General features: G+C 72.2%; 18 protein-coding genes. 11 read left to right on the top strand and 7 right to left on the bottom strand.

From position 1 onward, the window contains the following. The first annotated feature begins 118 nt into the window (after positions 1-118). The 4 genes from PKC53_RS15010 to PKC53_RS14995 all read left to right on the top strand — a co-directional run bounded on the left by PKC53_RS15010 (position 119) and on the right by PKC53_RS14995 (position 3,508). Positions 119-991 (top strand): branched-chain amino acid ABC transporter permease, encoded by an 873-nt coding sequence (locus PKC53_RS15010; RefSeq protein WP_324430001.1) that lies wholly within the window; start codon positions 119-121, stop codon positions 989-991. A 31-nt stretch (positions 992-1,022) separates the two neighbouring features. Continuing rightward, on the top strand, positions 1,023-1,958 hold the full coding sequence (locus PKC53_RS15005; protein WP_324430005.1) for a branched-chain amino acid ABC transporter permease: 936 nt from the start codon (positions 1,023-1,025) through the stop codon (positions 1,956-1,958). After that, positions 1,955-2,701, top strand: coding sequence for an ABC transporter ATP-binding protein (locus PKC53_RS15000; protein WP_324429999.1), 747 nt, complete (start codon positions 1,955-1,957; stop codon positions 2,699-2,701). The genes PKC53_RS15005 and PKC53_RS15000 overlap by 4 nt, the downstream gene beginning before the upstream one ends. A gap of 102 nt (positions 2,702-2,803) precedes the next feature. Then, entirely contained in the window at positions 2,804-3,508 is a 705-nt protein-coding gene (locus PKC53_RS14995; RefSeq protein ID WP_324429997.1) for an ABC transporter ATP-binding protein, read from the top strand. 19 nt (positions 3,509-3,527) lie between these two features. Here the strand turns inward: PKC53_RS14995 and PKC53_RS14990 are convergent, their stop codons facing one another. Further along, on the bottom strand, positions 3,528-3,890 hold the full coding sequence (locus PKC53_RS14990) for a hypothetical protein (RefSeq protein WP_324429995.1): 363 nt from the start codon (positions 3,888-3,890) through the stop codon (positions 3,528-3,530). A gap of 226 nt (positions 3,891-4,116) precedes the next feature. Here PKC53_RS14990 and PKC53_RS14985 point away from each other — a divergent pair, with 226 nt between their 5' ends. Together PKC53_RS14985 and PKC53_RS14980 are read left to right on the top strand one after the other, a co-directional pair. Further along, positions 4,117-4,419 (top strand): antibiotic biosynthesis monooxygenase, encoded by a 303-nt coding sequence (locus PKC53_RS14985; RefSeq protein WP_324429993.1) that lies wholly within the window; start codon positions 4,117-4,119, stop codon positions 4,417-4,419. Between the two features lie 185 nt (positions 4,420-4,604). Then, positions 4,605-5,558 carry a hypothetical protein gene (locus PKC53_RS14980; protein ID WP_324429991.1) on the top strand — a complete coding sequence of 318 codons (954 nt, stop codon included), beginning with the start codon at positions 4,605-4,607 and terminating at the stop codon, positions 5,556-5,558. Positions 5,559-5,576: 18 nt separating this feature from the next. Here PKC53_RS14980 and PKC53_RS14975 read toward each other — a convergent pair whose 3' ends face one another. From PKC53_RS14975 to PKC53_RS14965, 3 genes are read right to left on the bottom strand one after another with little or no spacing between them, the layout of a single operon-like run. Then, complete coding sequence (locus PKC53_RS14975; protein ID WP_324429988.1) at positions 5,577-6,104, bottom strand: MarR family transcriptional regulator; 528 nt, start codon at positions 6,102-6,104, stop codon at positions 5,577-5,579. 8 nt (positions 6,105-6,112) lie between these two features. Then, positions 6,113-7,990, bottom strand: coding sequence for a feruloyl-CoA synthase (locus tag PKC53_RS14970; protein WP_324429986.1), 1,878 nt, complete (start codon positions 7,988-7,990; stop codon positions 6,113-6,115). Beyond that, on the bottom strand, positions 7,987-8,796 hold the full coding sequence (locus PKC53_RS14965; RefSeq protein ID WP_324429984.1) for a crotonase/enoyl-CoA hydratase family protein: 810 nt from the start codon (positions 8,794-8,796) through the stop codon (positions 7,987-7,989). The genes PKC53_RS14970 and PKC53_RS14965 overlap by 4 nt, the downstream gene beginning before the upstream one ends. A 189-nt stretch (positions 8,797-8,985) precedes the next feature. On the opposite strand from PKC53_RS14965, the gene PKC53_RS14960 reads away from it, so the two are divergent. The 3 genes from PKC53_RS14960 (at position 8,986) to PKC53_RS14950 (ending at position 13,514) form a co-directional block, all read left to right on the top strand. Next, positions 8,986-9,849 carry an amidohydrolase family protein gene (locus tag PKC53_RS14960; protein WP_324429982.1) on the top strand — a complete coding sequence of 288 codons (864 nt, stop codon included), beginning with the start codon at positions 8,986-8,988 and terminating at the stop codon, positions 9,847-9,849. Between the two features lie 139 nt (positions 9,850-9,988). After that, complete coding sequence (locus PKC53_RS14955) at positions 9,989-12,622, top strand: cation-translocating P-type ATPase (RefSeq protein ID WP_324429980.1); 2,634 nt, start codon at positions 9,989-9,991, stop codon at positions 12,620-12,622. A 469-nt stretch (positions 12,623-13,091) separates the two neighbouring features. Then, the gene (locus PKC53_RS14950) at positions 13,092-13,514 is read left to right on the top strand and encodes a universal stress protein (protein WP_324429978.1); all 423 of its coding nucleotides are present in this window, start codon (positions 13,092-13,094) and stop codon (positions 13,512-13,514) included. Between the two features lie 56 nt (positions 13,515-13,570). Here the strand turns inward: PKC53_RS14950 and PKC53_RS14945 are convergent, their stop codons facing one another. Then, complete coding sequence (locus PKC53_RS14945) at positions 13,571-14,665, bottom strand: saccharopine dehydrogenase C-terminal domain-containing protein (protein ID WP_324429976.1); 1,095 nt, start codon at positions 14,663-14,665, stop codon at positions 13,571-13,573. A gap of 148 nt (positions 14,666-14,813) precedes the next feature. On the opposite strand from PKC53_RS14945, the gene PKC53_RS14940 reads away from it, so the two are divergent. Continuing rightward, positions 14,814-15,272 (top strand): Lrp/AsnC family transcriptional regulator, encoded by a 459-nt coding sequence (locus PKC53_RS14940; protein WP_324429974.1) that lies wholly within the window; start codon positions 14,814-14,816, stop codon positions 15,270-15,272. Between the two features lie 14 nt (positions 15,273-15,286). Here PKC53_RS14940 and PKC53_RS14935 read toward each other — a convergent pair whose 3' ends face one another. After that, complete coding sequence (locus tag PKC53_RS14935) at positions 15,287-15,964, bottom strand: outer membrane beta-barrel protein (RefSeq protein ID WP_324429971.1); 678 nt, start codon at positions 15,962-15,964, stop codon at positions 15,287-15,289. 112 nt (positions 15,965-16,076) lie between these two features. Here PKC53_RS14935 and PKC53_RS14930 point away from each other — a divergent pair, with 112 nt between their 5' ends. Then, positions 16,077-16,715 (top strand): FMN-binding negative transcriptional regulator, encoded by a 639-nt coding sequence (locus tag PKC53_RS14930; protein WP_324429969.1) that lies wholly within the window; start codon positions 16,077-16,079, stop codon positions 16,713-16,715. A 17-nt stretch (positions 16,716-16,732) separates the two neighbouring features. On the opposite strand, the gene PKC53_RS14925 is transcribed toward PKC53_RS14930, so the two are convergent. After that, positions 16,733-17,710 carry an NADPH:quinone reductase gene (locus PKC53_RS14925; RefSeq protein ID WP_324429967.1) on the bottom strand — a complete coding sequence of 326 codons (978 nt, stop codon included), beginning with the start codon at positions 17,708-17,710 and terminating at the stop codon, positions 16,733-16,735. Positions 17,711-17,746 lie beyond the last annotated feature (36 nt).

The following is a 17,746-nucleotide window of genomic DNA, read 5'->3' as shown; positions in this document are numbered from 1 at the left end:
ACGTGGTCACCGGCGTGGCCGTCAAGGCGCTCGCCGACCCGGGGCGCGGCTGCCGGATGTGACTGCGGCGCCGCGCACACAATAGCGGGCGGCTCGCGCCGCCCTTTCTTTTGCCGCCGTGGACTTCGCCACCTTCCTCGTCCAGTGCCTGAACGCGGTCCAGTACGGACTGCTGTTGTTCCTGCTCGCGTCGGGGCTGACGCTGATCTTCGGCATCATGGGCGTCATCAACCTGGCGCACGGCAGCTTCTACATGATCGGCGCGTACATGGCGTTCGTGCTGGCGCCGCACTTCGCCGACAGCTTCCTGCCGATGCTGGCGGTCGGCATCGTGCTCGCCGCGCTGCTGGGCTTCGTGCTCGAGTGGGCGTTCTTCAGCTTCCTCTACGAGCGCGAGCACCTGCAGCAGGTGCTGATGACGTACGCGCTGATCCTGGTGTTCGAGGAGGTGCGGTCGCTGACGGTGGGCAACGACGTGCACGGCGTGCCGGTGCCGTCGTGGCTCGCCGGCAGCATCCCGCTCGGCGGGCTGATGACCTACCCGGTGTACCGGCTGTTCGCGTCGGCGGCGTGCATCGTGCTGGCGGTGGGCATGTACCTGGTGGTCAACCGCACGCGGCTGGGCATGATGATCCGCGCCGGCGCGAGCAACCGCGACATGGTGCGCGGGCTGGGCGTCGACATCAAGACGCTGTACCGCATCGTGTTCGCCGCCGGCGTCGCGCTGGCGGCGCTGGCGGGCATGATCGCCGCGCCGATGTCCAGCGTCTACCCGGGCATGGGCGGGTCGGTGTTGATCATCTGCTTCGTCGTCGTCGTCATCGGCGGCATCGGCTCGATCACCGGCGCGCTGATCGCGTCGCTGCTGGTGGGCTTCGTCGACACCTTCGGCAAGGTCTTCTTCGCCGAGTACAGCGGCATCGGCGTGTACCTGCTGATGGCCATCATCCTCATCTGGCGGCCCGAGGGGCTGCTCAGCCGCCGTGTCTGAGGCCGCCGCGCGCAGGGGCTGGCTGGTGCCGGTGGCCGGCGCCTTCGTGCTGGCGCTGCTGCCGCTGGTCGTCGACCCGTACCAGCAGGACCTGGTCGTGAAGATCATGGTCTTCGCGATCTTCGCGCTCAGCCTCGAGCTGCTGGTGGGCCAGACCGGGCTGGTCAGCCTGGGGCACGCGGCGTTCTTCGGCATCGGCGCCTACGTCACCGTGCTGGCGTCGCCCGAGTACGACCCCGGCTCGGTGTGGCTGCTGCTGCCGCTGGCGATGGGGGTGGCCGCGGCGTACGCGCTGGTGGTCGGCGCGCTGAGCCTGCGCACCAAGGGCGTGTACTTCATCATGGTCACGCTGGCGTTCGCGCAGATGGCGTACTTCGTGTTCCACGACACCAAGGTCGGCGGCGGCAGCGACGGCATCTTCCTGAACCTGCGCCCGCAGCTGGCGCTGCCCGGCGGCGTGCTCGAGCTCGACGACAAGCGCAACGTCTACTACCTGGTGCTCGCCGCGCTGGTGGCCACCTACGGGCTGCTCGCGCTGGTGCTGCGCTCGCGCTTCGGCCGCGCGCTGGCGGGCATCCGCGTCAACGAGCAGCGCATGCGCGCCGCCGGCTTCGCGACCTACGGCTACAAGCTCGCGGCGTTCGTGCTCGCCGGTGCGCTGGCCGGGCTGGCGGGCTTCTTCGTCGCCGCCAAGGACGCGGCGGTCAACCCCGAACTGCTGAGCTGGCACGAGAGCGGCGCGGTGCTGCTGATGGTGATCCTCGGCGGCATCGGCCACCTGCGCGGCGCGGTGATCGGCGCGGCGGCGTTCATGCTGCTCAAGGAACTGTTCTCCAGCCACGCGCTGGTCGGCGCGCTGGCCGACCACTGGCAGCTGACGCTGGGCGTGACGATCATCCTGTTCGTCGCCTTCCTGCCCAAGGGGCTGATCGGGCTGGGCGAGCGGCTGCGCCGGAGGCCGCGATGAGCGACGTCGTGCTCGCCTGCGAACGCCTGACGCGGCGTTTCGGCGGTCTGACCGCGGTGCACGGCGTCACGCTCGAGTGGCGGCTGGACGAGATCCACGCGGTGATCGGCACCAACGGCGCCGGCAAGAGCACGCTGATCAACATGCTGTCGGGCGAAATCCCCGCCAGCGAAGGCCGCATCGTGCTGCGCGGCGACGACGTCACGCGCTGGTCGCAGCCGCGGCGCGCGCGCGCCGGCATCGGGCGCAGCTACCAGCGCACGACGATCTTCCCCGAGTTCAGCGTGTTCGAGAACTGCCGCCTCGCGGCGCAGGCCGCGCGCCAGCGTGCCTGGGCACTGTGGGAGTCGGCCGCACGCTGCCCGCACGCGACCACGGTGGCGCACGGCGCGCTGAGCAGCGCCGGGCTGGCCGAGTTCGCCGACCGCCCGGCCGGCAGCCTCAGCCACGGCGGCAAGCGCCAGCTCGAGATCGCGATGTGCCTGGCCACGCAGCCGCAGGTGCTGCTGCTCGACGAGCCGCTGGCCGGCATGGGCGCCGAGGAGACCGACCGCATGCTCGGCCTGCTCGAAGGCCTGAAGGCGCGCCACGCGGTGCTGCTCGTCGAGCACGACATGGACGCGGTGTTCCGCGTCGCCGACCGCATCACGGTGATGGTCAACGGCGAGGTCATCGCCAGCGACACGCCGGCGCGCATCCGCGAGGACGAGCAGGTGCGCATCGCCTATCTCGGTGACCATTGAAATGACCCCGCCGAAGCGCCTTCGGCGCCTCCCCCACGGGGGCACCGCCAGCGGACCGGCAAAGCCGGATCCGCGGCGGTTGCTTGACGGTATGGCGACCGCATGAGCGTCCTGCTGCAAGCCGCCGGCATCCATGCCTACTACGGCGACAGCCACATCCTGCGCGGCGTCGACCTGACGCTGGCACGCGGCGAGGCGGTGGGCCTGCTCGGGCGCAACGGCATGGGCAAGACCACGCTGATCCGCACCCTGATGGGCTACGTGCGCGCACGCCAGGGCCGGGTGCAGTGGCAGGGCGCCGAGGTGACGAACCAGCCCCCCGAGAAGATGTCGCGCCGCGGCATCGGCTACGTGCCCGAGGGGCGCGGCATCTTCCCCAACCTGTCGGTGCGCGAGAACCTGGTGATGACCGCACGTGCCGGCCCCGACGGGCGCCGCGACTGGACCTTCGAGCGCGTCATGGACACCTTCCCGCGCCTGGGCGAGCGGCTCAACCACGGCGGCCAGCAGTTGTCGGGCGGCGAGCAGCAGATGCTGGCGATCGGCCGCGCGCTGATGACCAACCCGCAGCTGATGATCCTCGACGAAGCCACCGAGGGGCTGGCCCCGCTGATCGTCGCCGACATCTGGCGCGTGATCGGCGAGATCCGAGCCACCGGCATCGCGACGCTGATCGTCGACCGCAGCTGGCGCACCGTGCTCGCGCACACCGACCGCGCGGTGGTGCTCGAGAAGGGCCAGGTCGTGCTCGCCGGCGCGTCCGACGCGCTCGACGAGGGCGAACTGATGCACCGCCTCGGCGTGTAGCCCCCCGGGTGCCCGCCGGTCAGAGGTCGTCGGGGCACGACGTCGCGGCGGCCGGCCCGGCCCTCGCGGCGGCGGTGCGCGGCGGTTGCGCGCGCGCCCAGGCGAGCAGCCGCTCGAAGTCGCCGCCGAAGGCGCGCTGCTTGAGCGCCTCGTAGACCACCGAGCAGTGCATGACCTCGCCCATGGCGAGCACGCGCCGGGTCGACGCGTCGTGGCACGCGAGGTAGCTGCGCTTCAGGTCGTCGACCGGCACCTTCCTGAGGTCGTCGGGCGTCGGCTGCGCCTGCACCGCGCCGAGCGCGACGGCCAGCGCGACCGCGACGGACCACGCGGCGCGACGGCGCGCGCCCAGACCGGGCCGGCCTTGGGGTGTTGCGGACATGAGGTTCTCCCCGTCGCCGCGTGTCGTCTCGAAGCGGTGCGGTCGCGCGAGGCGCCGCCGGCCCGTGGCCGCCCGCCCGACGCCGTCGGCGACGGCCGGCGCGGCAGGTCGGCAGCGGAACCCGTCGCCAGCATCGTCGTTCGCGCCGCACGGCGCATCCCCTAGGCTGTGGAGACGCGTCGGCCGCCGCTTAGACTGCGTGCTCCGCCGCATCCGCCCCGCTCCGATGATCCTCGAGCTCGCCGACATCCGCATCCAGCCCGGCCGGCAGGCCGAATTCGACGCCGCGATCCGGCGCGGCCTCGACGAGGTGGTCAGCCGCGCGCGCGGGTTTCGCGGCTACAAGGTCAACCACGGCCTCGAGAACCCCGAGCGCTACCTGCTGATGATCTTCTGGGACACGCTCGAGGACCACACCGTGCACTTTCGCGGCGGGCCGCTGTTCACGCAGTGGCGCGAGGTCGTCGGGCCGTACTTCGCCGCGCCGCCGCAGGTCGAGCACTTCACGCTGCTGGTCAAGTCGGCGTAGCCGCTGCCCCAAGCGCGTACGGCCCGGCCCGCGGAGCGGCGGGGCCTCGCGGTCGGACCGGCAGACCCGGCGCCGCGGTGGCTGCTGGAAGGGGGATCGCCGACAGGGGGCGTCGGTGCTTCGTGCCTGCCGCGGCGGCCGCTTCGCTAGGATGGGCGGTTTTGGCCACGACGAAGGAATCGAGCTTGCCGAGGAACTTGACGCAGACGCTGGCGGCGCAGGCGCGCGAGCTGGGCGCCGAATCGCTGTCGGTGTACTGGACGCTGCTGAAGGTGATGGTGCCGGCGCTGCTGGTGGTCAAGGCGCTGGAGCTGGCGGGTGTCACGGGCGGCCTCGCCTGGCTGCTGTCGCCGTCGATGCAGCTCGTCGGCCTGCCCGACGCGATGGGCATCGTCTGGGCGACGGTGATGCTGACCAACCTGTACACGGCGATCGCGGTCTACGCCTCGTTCGCCGCGCAGGAGGCGCTGACCGTCGCGCAGGTCACGGTGCTCGCATCGATGATGCTGGTGTCTCACGCGCTGCCGGTCGAGGGCGCGATCGCGCGCGCCACCGGCGTGCGCTGGCACGCGACGCTGCTGGTGCGCGTGGGCGGCGCGCTGGTCCTGGGCGCGCTGCTCAACCTGCTGTACACCGGTCTCGGGGTGCTGCAACAGCCGGCGGTGCTGCGCTGGCAGCCGGCGCCGCCCGACGGGTCGCTGGCCACCTGGGCGCTGGACCAGCTGCAGTTGCTGGGCACGATCTTCGTCGTCATCGTCGCGCTGATGACACTGCTGCGGCTGCTGCGCGCGCTGGGCGTCGAGCGGCTGATGCACGCGCTGCTGGCGCCCGTGTTGCGGCTGATCGGCATCCGCCGGGAGGCGGCCAACGCCACGGTGATCGGCATCACGCTGGGCATCAGCTTCGGCGGCGGGCTGCTGATCCGCGAGGCGCGCTCGGGCCGGCTGACGCGGCGCGACGTGTTCCTGGTGATGACCTTGCTCGGGCTGGGCCACAGCGTGATCGAGGACACGCTGCTGGTGCTGCTGCTGGGTGCCGACCTGTCGGGCATCCTGTGGGCGCGGCTGGCTTTCGCGCTGCTGGTGGTGACGCTGATCGCACGCTGGCCATTGCGGCGCGCCGCGGCGCCCGCACGCTGAACCCACGCCGGCGCGACGCTACGCCGGCGCACGCGCCAGCTTGGCCAGCAGCTCCACGAGCATCGCGCGTTCGGCCGGCGACAGCGATTGCAGCAGCGTCGATTCCATCGTGCGCGAGATGCGCAACGCCTGCGTGGCCAGGTCGCGACCGGCGTCGGTGAGCAGCACGTCGAGCGCACGGCCGTCGACCGCGCTGCGCTGGCGCCGCAGCAGCGCGCGTTCGGCGAGCCGGTCGACGAGCAGCGTGACCTTCGGCGGCGCCACGTCGAGCGCCTGCGACAGCTGCTTCGGCGTCGCGCTGCCGTTGGCCAGCAGCAGCACCAGCAGCGAAAAATCGACCGGCTGCAGCCGCAGCGGCGCGCCCAGGTGGCGTTCGAAGGTGCGCCGCGCAGGCGCGTCGGCCTTCGCCAGGTGGTAGCCGACCAGGTGCGCCAGCACCGACTCGTCGAGGGCACCGGCCCGCGCAGCGGCGGGCGCCGACACGCTCACCGGTGCGCCGCCGGCGGCCGACGCCGTGGCCGCGGGTGCGTCGCCGACGGTCCCCATCGACGGCCTCAGGCGTGCGACGCGACGCCATCGCCGCCGGGCAGCAGACGGTAGGGGTCGCCGCCGTCGTGCAGCGCGTCGACCAGCGCCGCACGGTGCTGCAGCACGGCGCGCTGGTTGATCGAGCCCTTGTCGGTGACTTCGCCCTTGTCGATCGACGGCGGCTCGGCGAGCACGTGGGCGCGCGCCACGCGCGTCGCGCTGCCGGTGCCCTCGTGCCACAGACGGTCGAGCAGGCGCTGGAAGAACCGGCGCACCGCCGGGTGGTGCAGCACCTCGGGCGCCGGCGCGCCGGCGCCGAGCCCGGCGAGCCTGCGGCACTCGTCGAGGCGCGGGAACACCAGCATGCCGACATCGTCGCGGTTCAGGCCGGTGATCACCGCGTCCTGCACGCAAGGCGCACCGAGCGCGACGATGCGCGCGCGCAGCGGGCCGACGCTGACGAAAGTGCCCGTGGACAGCTTGAAGTCCTCGGCGACGCGGCCGTCGAAGCGCAAGCCCTTCTGCGCATCGGCGGGGTCGACCCACTGCACCGCGTCGCCGGTGCGGTAGAAGCCCTCTTCGTCGAACGCGGCGGCGGTCTCGGCGGCAGCGCGCCAGTAGCCGGGCATCACGTTGGGCCCGCGGAAGCGGATCTCGACCTTGCCGTCGGCCTCGGCGCCCATCGGCACCAGCTTGACCTCGACGCCCGGGCAAGGCAGCCCGATGTGACCCGAGCGCACCGTGTGGCCCAGCGCGAAGGTGCAGCTCGGCGCCGTCTCGGTCATGCCCAGTCCGCTGAAGATCGGGATGCGCTCGCCGACGGTGCGCTCGGCGTGTTCGTCGAGCCGGTCCCACACCACCTGGCTGAGCCCCGCGCCGGCGAACATGAAGGCCTGCACGCGGCTGAACAGCCGCTCGCGCAGCGCCGCGTCGGCGTCCATCGCCGCGGCGATCTCCTCGAAGCCCTTGGGCACGTTGAAGTAGATCGTCGGCGCGATCTCGCGCAGGTTGCGCAGCGTCTCGCCGATGCCGGCCGCGGTGGGCTTGCCGTCGTCGACGTACAGCGTGCCGCCGTTGTACAGCGCGATGCCGATGTTGTGGTTGCCGCCGAAGGTGTGGTTCCACGGCAGCCAGTCGACCAGCACCGGCGGCTCGTCGGCGAGGAAGGCAAAGGCCTGGCGGATCATCTGCAGGTTCGCGCACAGCATGCGCTGCGTGTTGACCACCGCCTTGGGCTGCTTCGTCGACCCCGAGGTGAAGAGGAACTTGACCACGGTGTCGGGACCGACCCGCAGGTGCGCCGCGTCGGCCTCGGCGCCGGGCGCCGTGGCCAGCAGCGACGCAAGCGGCGTGGTCGGCCGGTCGTCGAGCGTGCCCTCGGCGAGCACGACCTCGACGTCGCCGCCCACCGTGGCGGCGATCGCCTTCGCGTAGCGCGCGTCGGCGGCGAACACCAGCCCCGGCGTGGTGGTGGCCAGCACGTGGCGCAGCTTGCCGAAGTCCTGCGACACCAGCGAGTACGCCGGCGACACCGGCACGACCGGCACGCCGACCCACATCGCGCCGAGGTACAGCGTCAGGTGTTCGAGGTCGTTGTCCGACAGGATCGCCACCGGGCGTTCGGCCGACAGCGCGCGCGTGGCCAGCGCCTGGCCGACGGCGCGAGCGCGCTCGAGCATCTGTGCGTAGCCGATGTGCACCCAGTCGCCGCCACGGTCGCGCCGCGCGGCGAACGTGCGCTCGGGCGCCTCGCGTGCCCAGTGCTCGAGTCGGTCGGTGAGGCGCGCCGGGTACGGCTGCAGCGGCTCGGTCGAGCGCAGCCGCACGACGCCGTCGGCGCCGGGCTCGACCGCGGCCGACAGGCAGCCGCCGACGCGTGCGCCACGGTAGCGCGGCGCGCTCACGGCTTGCCCACCTTGCCGGCGCGGCCTTCGAGGAAGTCGCGCATGCGCCGCTTGGCCCCCTCGTCGCCCTGCGCGATGGCCGCCATCAGCGACTCGACGAACAGGCCGTCGGACTGCGCCAGGTCGGCGATGCGCGGCAGCGCCTGCGTCACCGCGAAGTTCGACAGCGGCGAGTTCGACGCGATCTTGCGCGCCAGCGCGAACGCCCGCGCCAGCCCTTCGCCGTCGCCGACGCGGTAGTTCGACAGCCCGAGCGCCTGACCCTCGTCGGCGTCGAACACGCGCCCGGTGAGCATCATGTCGGTCATGCGCGCGACGCCGAGCAGCCGCGGCACGCGCGCCGACCCGCCGCCGCCGACGAACAGCCCTCGCTGGCCTTCGGGCAGGCCGTAGAAGGTGCTCGCCTCGGCGACGCGCAGGTGGCAGGCGCTGGCCAGCTCGAGCCCGCCGCCGACCACCGCGCCGTGCAGCACCGCGACCACCGGCACCGGGCCGAACTGGATCGCGTCCATCGCCGCGTGCCACATGCGCGAGTGCGCCACGCCCTCGAAGGTGCTGCGTTCGGCCAGTTCCGACAGGTCCAGCCCGGCGCAGAAGTGCGCGCCCTCGCCGCTGATCACGACCACACGCACCTCGGCGGGCCAGTGCACGAACGCCGTGTGCAGTTGGCGCACCAGCTTGTCGTTGAGCGCGTTGCGCTTGCCCGGCCGCGCCAGCCGCAGGTGGGCGACGGGCCCCGACAGCTCGACGCGCAACAGGTCCAGCGTGGCCAGCGTGCCGCCGGCGGGGATGAAGTCGAGGGTCATGTGAGGTTCTCCATTTATTTAAGATTTGAAAATAAATGGAGACCCTCGAGTATCGGGTTAACCCGTACGCCGGACGCAAAGAATCCACCAGCTACGACCCGGAGGCGCGGGGAACACCGCGGTGGTGGCACACGTTAGTTATCGTCGTTAAACTTCATCATCCACCGCCAGATTGACGGAGCGCAACGCATGCAACACGCCGACCTCGTCGCCATCGACGTGCACACGCACGCCGAGGTGTCGTGCTGGAACCCGTTCGACAGTTACGGCGAGGAGTACGACCGCGCCGCCGACAAGTACTTCCGCTCGAACCGTCGCCCGACGATCGACGAGACGGTGGCCTACTACCGCGAACGCAAGATCGGCCTGGTGATGTTCACGGTCGACAGCGAGGCGCAACTGGGTCGGCGGCGCATCCCGAACGAGGAGGTCGCCGAGGCGGCACGGAAGAACGCCGACATGATGATCGCGTTCGCCAGCATCGATCCGCACAAGGGCAGGATGGGCGCGCGCGAGGCGCGCCGGCTGATCGCCGAGCACGGCGTGAAGGGTTTCAAGTTCCACCCCACCGTGCAGGGCTTCCTGCCCTACGACCGCATGGCCTGGCCGCTGTACGAGGTGATCGCCGAGCACCGGCTGCCGGCGATCTTCCACAGCGGCCACAGCGGCATCGGCTCGGGCATGCGCTGCGGGGGGGGCCTGCGGCTGCAGAACAGCAACCCGATGCTGCTCGAAGACGTCGCGATCGACTTCCCCGACATGCAGATCGTCGTCGCACACCCATCGTGGCCCTGGCAGGACGAGGCGCTGAGCCTGGCGCTGCACAAGCCCAACGTGTGGATCGACCTGTCGGGCTGGAGCCCGAAGTACTTCCCGCCGCAGCTGGTGCAGTACGCCAACACGCTGCTGCGCGACCGCATGCTGTTCGGCAGCGACTTCCCGCTGATCACGCCCGAACGCTGGATGCAGGACTTCGACGAGGCCGGCTTCAAGCCGGAGGTCAAGCCGCTGATCCTGAAAGACAACGCGGTGCGTCTGCTCGGTCTGGCCTGATGCCCGCCACGCGCGGACGACGGTGACCGTTCACCGTCGCAAGGCCGCGCGCCGGCGGCGCGGCCCCGGGCCGGCAGAGGGCCGCTGTGAGGCTTGCACCCGAGCCTGCCTGCAACGAGAGGGCCGTCCTGGCCTGGACATGGCCACGACCGAAGCCGAATCCACCGCGCGCGGCACCGCCCCTGACGCCGGGCTCACCGGGGCCGAGGCGGCCCGACGCCTGGCCGCGGACGGGCCCAACGCGCTGCCGGGGGGCGAACGGCGCACGCTGATCTCGATCGCGCTCGAGACGGTGCGCGAGCCGATGTTCCTGCTGCTGCTCGCGGCGGGCACGCTGTACCTGCTGTTCGGCGACTTGCAGGAAGGCGTGACGCTGTTCGGATTCGTGGTCGTCACGCTGGCGCTGACGCTGTACCAGGAGGGTCGCACGGAACGCGCGATCGAGGCGCTGCGCGACCTGACCAGCCCGCGCGCACTGGTCGTTCGCGACGCAGCGCCGCAGCGCATCGCCGGCCGCGACGTGGTGCGTGGCGACCTGCTGAAGCTGAGCGAGGGCGACCGCGTGCCGGCCGACGCGCTGCTGGTGTCATGCGACGGGGTGCGCGCCGACGAGTCGCTGCTGACGGGCGAGTCCGTGCCGGTGGGCAAACGGGTGGCGCTGCCCGAAGACTGGGCCGAAGCCGCCGCACACGGCCCATCGGCGCGCCGCCCGCCCGGCGGCGACGACCGGCCGATGGTTTATGCCGGCACGCTGATCGTTCAGGGGCATGCGATGGCCTGCGTCACGGCCACCGGTGCCCGCAGCGAGATCGGGCGCATCGGCGCGGCGCTGGGCACGGTGGCGAGCGAACGCACGCCGCTGCAGCGGCAGACGGCCCGGCTGGTGCGCACCCTGGCCCTGCTGGCGCTCGCGCTCAGCCTGGTGCTGGTCGTCGTCCACGGCGTGGCGAAAGGCGACTGGCTGCAGGCGGTGCTCGCCGGCATCGCGCTGGCGATGGCCATGCTGCCCGAGGAGTACCCGGTGGTGCTGACGGTGTTCCCCGCCCTCGGCGCGCGCCGCCTGTCCAAGGAGGGCGTGCTGACGCGCCGGATCACGGCGATCGAGACGCTGGGCGCCACCACGGTGCTGTGTTCCGACAAGACCGGCACCCTGACCGAGAACCGCATGACGGTGACGCACCTCGTCGCCGGTGGCGTCGCCGTCGACGATCGCCTCGAGCTGGCCACGCTCACCGGCAGCAGCCTTCCGGAGGCGTACCACGGCCTCGTCGAGGTGGCGATCCTCGCCAGCGTGGTCGACCCGTTCGATCCGATGGAGAAGGCCTTTCACCAGCTGGGCCAGCGTTTCCTCGCCGACACCGAGCATCTGCACCGAGACTGGCGGCTGGTGCAGACCTATGCCCTGACGCCGGCGCTGCGCGCGATGTCGCACGTCTGGGCGGCCGATGCCGGTGGCCCGCACACGGTCGCCGCCAAGGGCGCTCCGGAAGCGGTCATCGACCTGTGCCACCTCCGCACGGCGGACCGGGAACGCATCGGGCGCGCCGTCGACGAACTGGCCGGCCAGGGCTTGCGCGTGCTGGCGGTGGCCCGGGGATCCTTCGTCGGGCAGCACTGGCCCGCCGACGAACATGGCTTCGACTTCGAGTTCGTCGGGCTGCTCGGCCTGGCCGACCCGGTGCGCGCCGAGGTGCCGCCCGCGGTGGCCGAGTGCCGCGCCGCCGGCATCCGCGTCGTGATGATCACCGGCGACTACCCGGCCACGGCGCAGGCCATCGCGCGCCAGGCCGGCCTGGCCGGTGGCGACACCGACGTCCTCTCGGGCGACGAGCTGGCGGCGCTGAGCGACGAGGCCCTGCGCGCGCGCATGGCCGAAGTCGGCATCTGCGCGCGCATCGCGCCGCAGCAGAAGCTGCGCATCGTCCAGGCGCTGAAGGCCAGTGGCGAGGTCGTTGCGATGACCGGCGACGGCGTGAACGACGCCCCGGCGCTGCGCGCCGCGCACGTCGGTGTCGCGATGGGTGGCCGTGGCACCGACGTGGCGCGCGAGTCGGCCTCGCTGGTGCTGATCGACGACAACTTCGCCTCCATCGTGCGTGCGGTGCGGCTCGGGCGCAGGATCTTCGACAACCTGCGCAAGGCCATGTCGTACATCCTCGCGGTGCACGTGCCGATCGCCGGCATGGCGCTGCTGCCCGTCGTGTTCGGATGGCCGGCGCTGCTCTATCCGATGCACATCGCGCTGCTCGAACTCATCATCGATCCGGCCTGTTCCGTCGCTTTCGAGAACGAGCCGGCCGAGCGCGACGTGATGCATCGCCCGCCCCGCGACGTCGCAGCGCCGCTGTTCGGCGGCTCGACGCTGTGGCTGGCGCTGCTGCAGGGCGTGGGCGTGCTGCTCGTCGTGCTGCTGGCGTTCGCCTGGGCCAGTGCGCGGATCCCCGAGGCGCAGGCACGCGCCTTCGCGTTCGCGACGCTCGTGACGGGCAACCTCGCCCTGATCCTGTCGAATCGCTCGGCAACGGGGTCGCTGTGGACGACGCTGCGAACGCCGAACCGGACGCTGTGGCTGGTCATCGGGGGAGCCCTGGCGCTGCTGGCGGTGGCGCTGTACCTGCCCTGGGCGGTCCAGGTGCTTCGTTTCGCGCCGCTGCTCGTCGACGAACTGGCTGCCGCCTTCGTGCTGGGCCTGCTCAGCGTCGTGTGGTTCGAGGCCATCAAGTGGGCACGAAGGCGTCGGCCGCCGCGCGGGAGCAGCGAGGCCGAGGCCTGAAAGTCTGCGTGCAGCCCAACGATGACCGCCGCCGACGGGCGGGGCCTCATCGGGGCGGCACGGGGGCTGCTGCCGACCGTGGGCACCGCCGTGGTGATGCGGCGTCGGCGCCGCGCACCGTCGCGCACGCCGGTGCTTCCCGTCCGATCTCGGACCTGGTCCCGTACCGCGCCATCGATCGCGAGGCGCAAGGCGACGCCTGCCACGGGTGCAGACACTGCCACCGGGACACCTGCTATGGTCGGCACGAGCGCTCGCGGGCCGAGAGGTGCACGAAGAGCGGTCGAAGTCGGCATCCGGGACTTCGACCACGGCGTCGCGTGCCAGCGTGATCCGCGCATGGCGTTGCGCAAGGTCCGCGGGCAGGGAAGGCACGAGCGGCACGGTCGAGCCCCCAGGGTCCCGGGCCGATCGATCGCCGCCGGTCCGGCGCTGCCGCTGCCGCTGACGCTGACGAGGAGACAGCAACGTGAAGATTCTGATCGCCGCCGATGGCAGCGCCTACACCAAGCGCATGCTCGCCTTCATCGCGGCGCACGACGAGTGGCTGGGGCCCCAGCACAGCTACACGGTGCTGCACTGCGTGCCTGCGGTGCCGCACCGCGCGGCGGCCTTCGTGGGCAAGCCGCAGGTCGATGCGTTCTACGCCGACGATGCCGAGACCGTGCTGAAGCCGATTCGGGCCTTCTTCAAGCGGCACGGCGTGGGTGCCACCTTCGTCTACCGCATCGGCCCTGCCGGGTCGACGATCGCCAAGTTCGCCACCCGGCAGTCCTTCGACCTGATCGTCATGGGAACCCATGGCCGAGGTGCCGTCGCCGGGCTCGTGATGGGATCGGTGACCACGAAGGTGCTGTCGCTGTGCAGCACCCCGTTGCTGCTGATCCGCTAGCGTCGATCGTCACCCGGGCCTGCGCGGCCGACCGCCCGCACGACGCACGCCGGCGATCACGAGATCGACTCGACCTGCCTTGACTGCTGGTACGCGCGCCCGAAGCGGTTGGCGAGGAAATCGGGCAGCGCGACCTGCTCCTGGCGCACGAAACCCGATCGCGGCAGCCGGCCCTCGCGGAACAGGTCGACCACCGCGCACACGCCGGCGGCGGTGGTGATCTGGATCGCCGACTGCGGCTCGGCCTCGGCGCGCTCGGCGAACACCTTGCGTGCGAACACCTCCTGGATGAACTGGCCGTCGCGCCAGCCGCTGACCGTGACGAACACCAGCACCACGTCCTGCATCGTCGCCGGCACCGAGCGGCGCAGGATGGCCTTCAGCGTCTCGACGTCGTCCTTCATGCGCAGTTCCTCGAGCAGCACGCGCATCAGGTCGCGGTGGCCGGGGTAGCGCACCGACTTGTAGTCCAGCGTCAGCACGCGACCGGCCAGCGTCTCGGCCAGCGTGCCCAGCCCGCCCGAGGTGTTGAACGCCTCGTACTCGACGCCGTCGAGCGAGAAGTGCTCGAGCCCCTCGAGCGGCAGCACCTCGAGTCGCTCGCCCTCGCGGATCGCGTCGCAGGGGTGCACGTATTCGTTGATCAGCCCGTCGACGCTCCACGTCAGGTTGTACTTCAGCGCATTGGTGGGGAACGCCGGCAGCGCGCCGACGCGCATCTTGACCTCGTGCAGGCGCTCGAAGCGTTGCGCCAGGTGGTGCGCGACGATGCCGATGAACCCCGGCGCCAGCCCGCACTGCGGCATGAACGCGGTGTCGGCGTCGAGCGCGAGCTTCTCGATCGCGCGCGTCGCGGCGACGTCCTCGGTGAGGTCGAAGTAGTGGCAGCCGGCCGCCTTGGCCTGCGTGGCCACGCGCGTGGCCAGGTGGTACGGCAGCGCGTTGATCACCGCGTCCTGGCCGTCGAACAGGCCGCGCAGCGCGTGGTCGTCGTCGGTGTCGGCGCAGCGTGTGGCCAGCGGCAGGGGTCGCAGCCTGGCCAGCGCGGCGTCGCGCCGGTCGACGACGGTGAGCGCGAAGTCGCCGCTGCCGGCCAGCAGCGAGGCGATCGTCTGGCCGATATGGCCGGCGCCGAGCAGGAGGATGCGCATCGTTCGGTCCCTCGAGGTTCGCCCGCGGCATCGCCGCGACACAGTAGAGCACTCTAGGCGGCGCCGCGGACGAAAGAAACGTCGAGTTCGACGAAATCTGCATCATGACCGACACTTCGACCATCACAACCGACGAATCGACCAAAACATGTCTGCCAGCCCCGCTCCACCGGCGACACGCGACGCGCTGGACCGCGAACTGCTCGCGCTGCTGCAGACGAACGCGCGCGAGTCGACCGCGAACCTCGCGCGCAAGCTGGGCGTCGCGCGCACGACGGTGCTGGCGCGCATCGCGCGGCTCGAGCGCGACGGCGTGGTCGTCGGCTACACCGCGCGCCTGGGCGTCGACGTGCGCGACCAGGGGCTGCAGGCCTACGTCGGGCTCAGCGTGTCGCCGCGCGCCGGGCCCGAGGTGGTGCGCCGGCTGTGGCACCTTCCCGAGGTAAGGCAGCTCGACGCGGTCAGCGGCGAGTCCGACTACGTCGCGCGCGTGCGTGCCGACTCGCCCGCGCGACTCGACGCGCTGCTCGACGAGATCGGCCGCATCGACGGCGTCGTGCGCACCACGACCTCGGTGTTGCTGGCGCGCAAGCTCGACCGCGGCTGAGCGCCGCGACGGCGTCAGAACCCGACCGACAGCCCGAGCATCGCCTCGCCCTGCACCAGCGTGTCGCCGCGGATCGCGAACACGCAGCCGCCCGAGCAGAAGAAGCCGCCGCCGCTGTTGACCAGCGTGACGTAGGCGCGCAGTTCGGCGCGCAGCGCCAGCGTCGGCGTCAGCGCCCACTGCTGGCCGACGCCGAGGTTCATCGACGGCCGCGTCTCGGCCGACAGCCCGTCGAGCCCGGGCGAGAAGTGCGTGACGCCGAGCCCGCCGACGAGGTAGGCGCCGCCGCGCTGCGCGTCGCCGTCGAAGAAGCTGCGCCCGCCGAGGTGCACGTAGGTCAGGTCGATCGGCACCGCCGCGGAGCGGGCGAACGCCGAGCCGGGCAGTTCGCTGCGCTGTCGCGAGACGAACAGCTGCATCTGCGCCGCGCCCGGGACCGGCGTCCAGTCCAGGCTGGCCGACCACGCGGCGCCGCCGCCCAGGCGCAGGTCGCGGTCGCCGTCGTTGCGGTCGGTGAACTCGCCGCCGCCGCGCGCGCCGGCGTAGAAGCCGAGCGACGCCGACTGTGCCGCCGCGCCGGCCGCCGCGACACCGAGCGTGGTTGCCAGCAGCGCGGCGCGACACGCCGTGGCGGCGCGCGGCGGACGATGCGACGGAGGGAGGGCGGCACGGGGCAGGCAGGTGGCGGACATCGGCAGGGCAGCGGGCGTCGCGACGACGGTAGCGCCGATTGTCGGTGCAACGCGCCGGCGCTGATGCATCATCGCCGGCACCGACGCCCGACGCCAAGCGCACGCGACCCGCATGTACCTGCCAGCGCACTTCGACGCCTCGGCCCAGGCCGACCACTGGCTGGCGCGCCTGCTCGCGCGCGACCCCTTCGTGACGCTGGTCAGCGTGCGCGACGGCGCGCCGTTCGCGACGCACCTGCCGGTGCTCGCCGAACGCGACGCCGACGGCCGCTGGACCCTGCTCGGCCACTGGGCGCGCGCCAACCCGCAGTGGCAGGGCATCGAGGCGCAGACCGTGCTGGCGATCGTGCACGGGCCGCACGCCTACGTGTCGCCGCGCGGCTACCCCGACCCCGCACGTTCGGTGCCGACCTGGAACTACGCCGTGGCACACCTGAGCGGGCGTGTCGAGCGCGTCGACGACGCCGAGACGCTGCTGCAGATCGTCGACCGGCTGTCGGCGCACTTCGAGGCCGCGGCACCCGCGCCGTGGTCACGCGCCGGCGCCGACGCGTCGCTGGCGCAGCTGGCGCGCGCGATCGTCGGTTTCAGGCTGCGCGTCGAGCGCCTCGAGGTCAAGCTCAAGCTCGGCCAGAACCACCCGCCGGCCAAGTCCGGTGCCGCCGCCGACGCGCTCGCCGCGGCCCCCGACGCGGCATCCCGCGAGGTCGCCGCCTGGATGCACGAGTTGCGGGCGGCGCGCGGCGGCTGAGCCCGGAGCCGGTGCGGCTACAGCCGCAGCAGCACCTTCGCGTCGACACCGCGTTCGACCGCCTCGTGCGCCGCGGCGACGTCGTCGAGCGCGTGCACCTGCACGCGCGGGTGCTGCAACACGCCGGCGCGCAGCAGCGCGCCGATGCCGTCGCGCGTGCGCTGCAGCTCGTCGCCGGTGAGGCGGTAGACGATGAAGAAGTACAGCGTCGCGAAGTCGACGATCAGCGGGCGGAACGGCACCGGGATCGTCGGCTGGCCCGAGCCGTAGACCACCACCTTGCCGCCGAACGCCAGCAGCTCGGCCCAGCGCGCGGCGTTGGCCGCGGCGTCGACTTCGACGATCGCGTCGACGCCGCGCCCGCCCGTGAGTGCGCGCACGCGCTGCACGACGTCTTCGTCGCGGTAGCGCACCACCGCGTCGGCGCCCAGCGTCATCGCCAGCGCCGCCTTCGCCTCGCCGCTGACCGAGGCGATCACGCGCGCACCGGCGCGCACCGCGAGCTGCGTCGCGTACTGACCGACCGCGCCGGCGGCGCCGGGCACCAGCACCGTGCGCCCGAGCAGGCTGCCGCACGACGCCACCGCGTGCCACGCGGTCATCAGCGGGATGCCCACCGACGCGCCGACTTCGAACGGCGCGCCGTCGGGCAAGGGCACCACCTGCGCCACCGGCAGCACGACCGCTTCGGCGGCGGTGCCCATCGCGCGGCCCCACTGGCCGTTGTAGACCCACACACGCCGGCCGGCCCACTCGGGCGCGACGCCGGCACCGACCGCGTCGACGACGCCGGCGCCGTCGCTGTGCGGCACGACGCAGGGGAATTCCATCGCCGGGTTCGACAGTCCGGCGCGCGACTTGACGTCCGACGGGTTGACGCCCGAATACGCCAGCCGCACGCGCAGCTCGCCGGCGCCGGGTTCGGGCGTCGGCAGGTCCTCGACGGCCAGCACCTGGCGGGCCGGCCCCTTGTGGCGGTACAGCGCAGCGCGCATGGGCAACTCCTCGTCGTCGAACGAATGCCGCGATGA

The sequence above is a fragment of the Azohydromonas sp. genome (genome assembly GCF_035325925.1).
Taxonomy (GTDB): domain Bacteria; phylum Pseudomonadota; class Gammaproteobacteria; order Burkholderiales; family Burkholderiaceae_C; genus Calidifontimicrobium.
The sequence above is the reverse complement of the archived record's forward strand: the minus strand, read 5'-3'. Positions and strand labels throughout refer to the sequence as shown.

What these genes read in the sequence shown, in the direction of transcription:
- PKC53_RS14965 (WP_324429984.1), bottom strand. Translation starts at nt 8,796, where the DNA reads ATGACCCTCGACTTCATCCCCGCCGGCGGCACGCTGGCCACGCTGGAC.
- PKC53_RS14990 (WP_324429995.1), bottom strand. Translation starts at nt 3,890, where the DNA reads ATGTCCGCAACACCCCAAGGCCGGCCCGGTCTGGGCGCGCGCCGTCGC.
- PKC53_RS14960 (WP_324429982.1), top strand. Translation starts at nt 8,986, where the DNA reads ATGCAACACGCCGACCTCGTCGCCATCGACGTGCACACGCACGCCGAG.
- PKC53_RS14985 (WP_324429993.1), top strand. Translation starts at nt 4,117, where the DNA reads ATGATCCTCGAGCTCGCCGACATCCGCATCCAGCCCGGCCGGCAGGCC.
- PKC53_RS15000 (WP_324429999.1), top strand. Translation starts at nt 1,955, where the DNA reads ATGAGCGACGTCGTGCTCGCCTGCGAACGCCTGACGCGGCGTTTCGGC.
- PKC53_RS14975 (WP_324429988.1), bottom strand. Translation starts at nt 6,104, where the DNA reads ATGGGGACCGTCGGCGACGCACCCGCGGCCACGGCGTCGGCCGCCGGC.
- PKC53_RS14925 (WP_324429967.1), bottom strand. Translation starts at nt 17,710, where the DNA reads ATGCGCGCTGCGCTGTACCGCCACAAGGGGCCGGCCCGCCAGGTGCTG.
- PKC53_RS14995 (WP_324429997.1), top strand. Translation starts at nt 2,804, where the DNA reads ATGAGCGTCCTGCTGCAAGCCGCCGGCATCCATGCCTACTACGGCGAC.
- PKC53_RS14930 (WP_324429969.1), top strand. Translation starts at nt 16,077, where the DNA reads ATGTACCTGCCAGCGCACTTCGACGCCTCGGCCCAGGCCGACCACTGG.
- PKC53_RS14955 (WP_324429980.1), top strand. Translation starts at nt 9,989, where the DNA reads ATGGCCACGACCGAAGCCGAATCCACCGCGCGCGGCACCGCCCCTGAC.
- PKC53_RS14935 (WP_324429971.1), bottom strand. Translation starts at nt 15,964, where the DNA reads ATGTCCGCCACCTGCCTGCCCCGTGCCGCCCTCCCTCCGTCGCATCGT.
- PKC53_RS14945 (WP_324429976.1), bottom strand. Translation starts at nt 14,665, where the DNA reads ATGCGCATCCTCCTGCTCGGCGCCGGCCATATCGGCCAGACGATCGCC.
- PKC53_RS14940 (WP_324429974.1), top strand. Translation starts at nt 14,814, where the DNA reads ATGTCTGCCAGCCCCGCTCCACCGGCGACACGCGACGCGCTGGACCGC.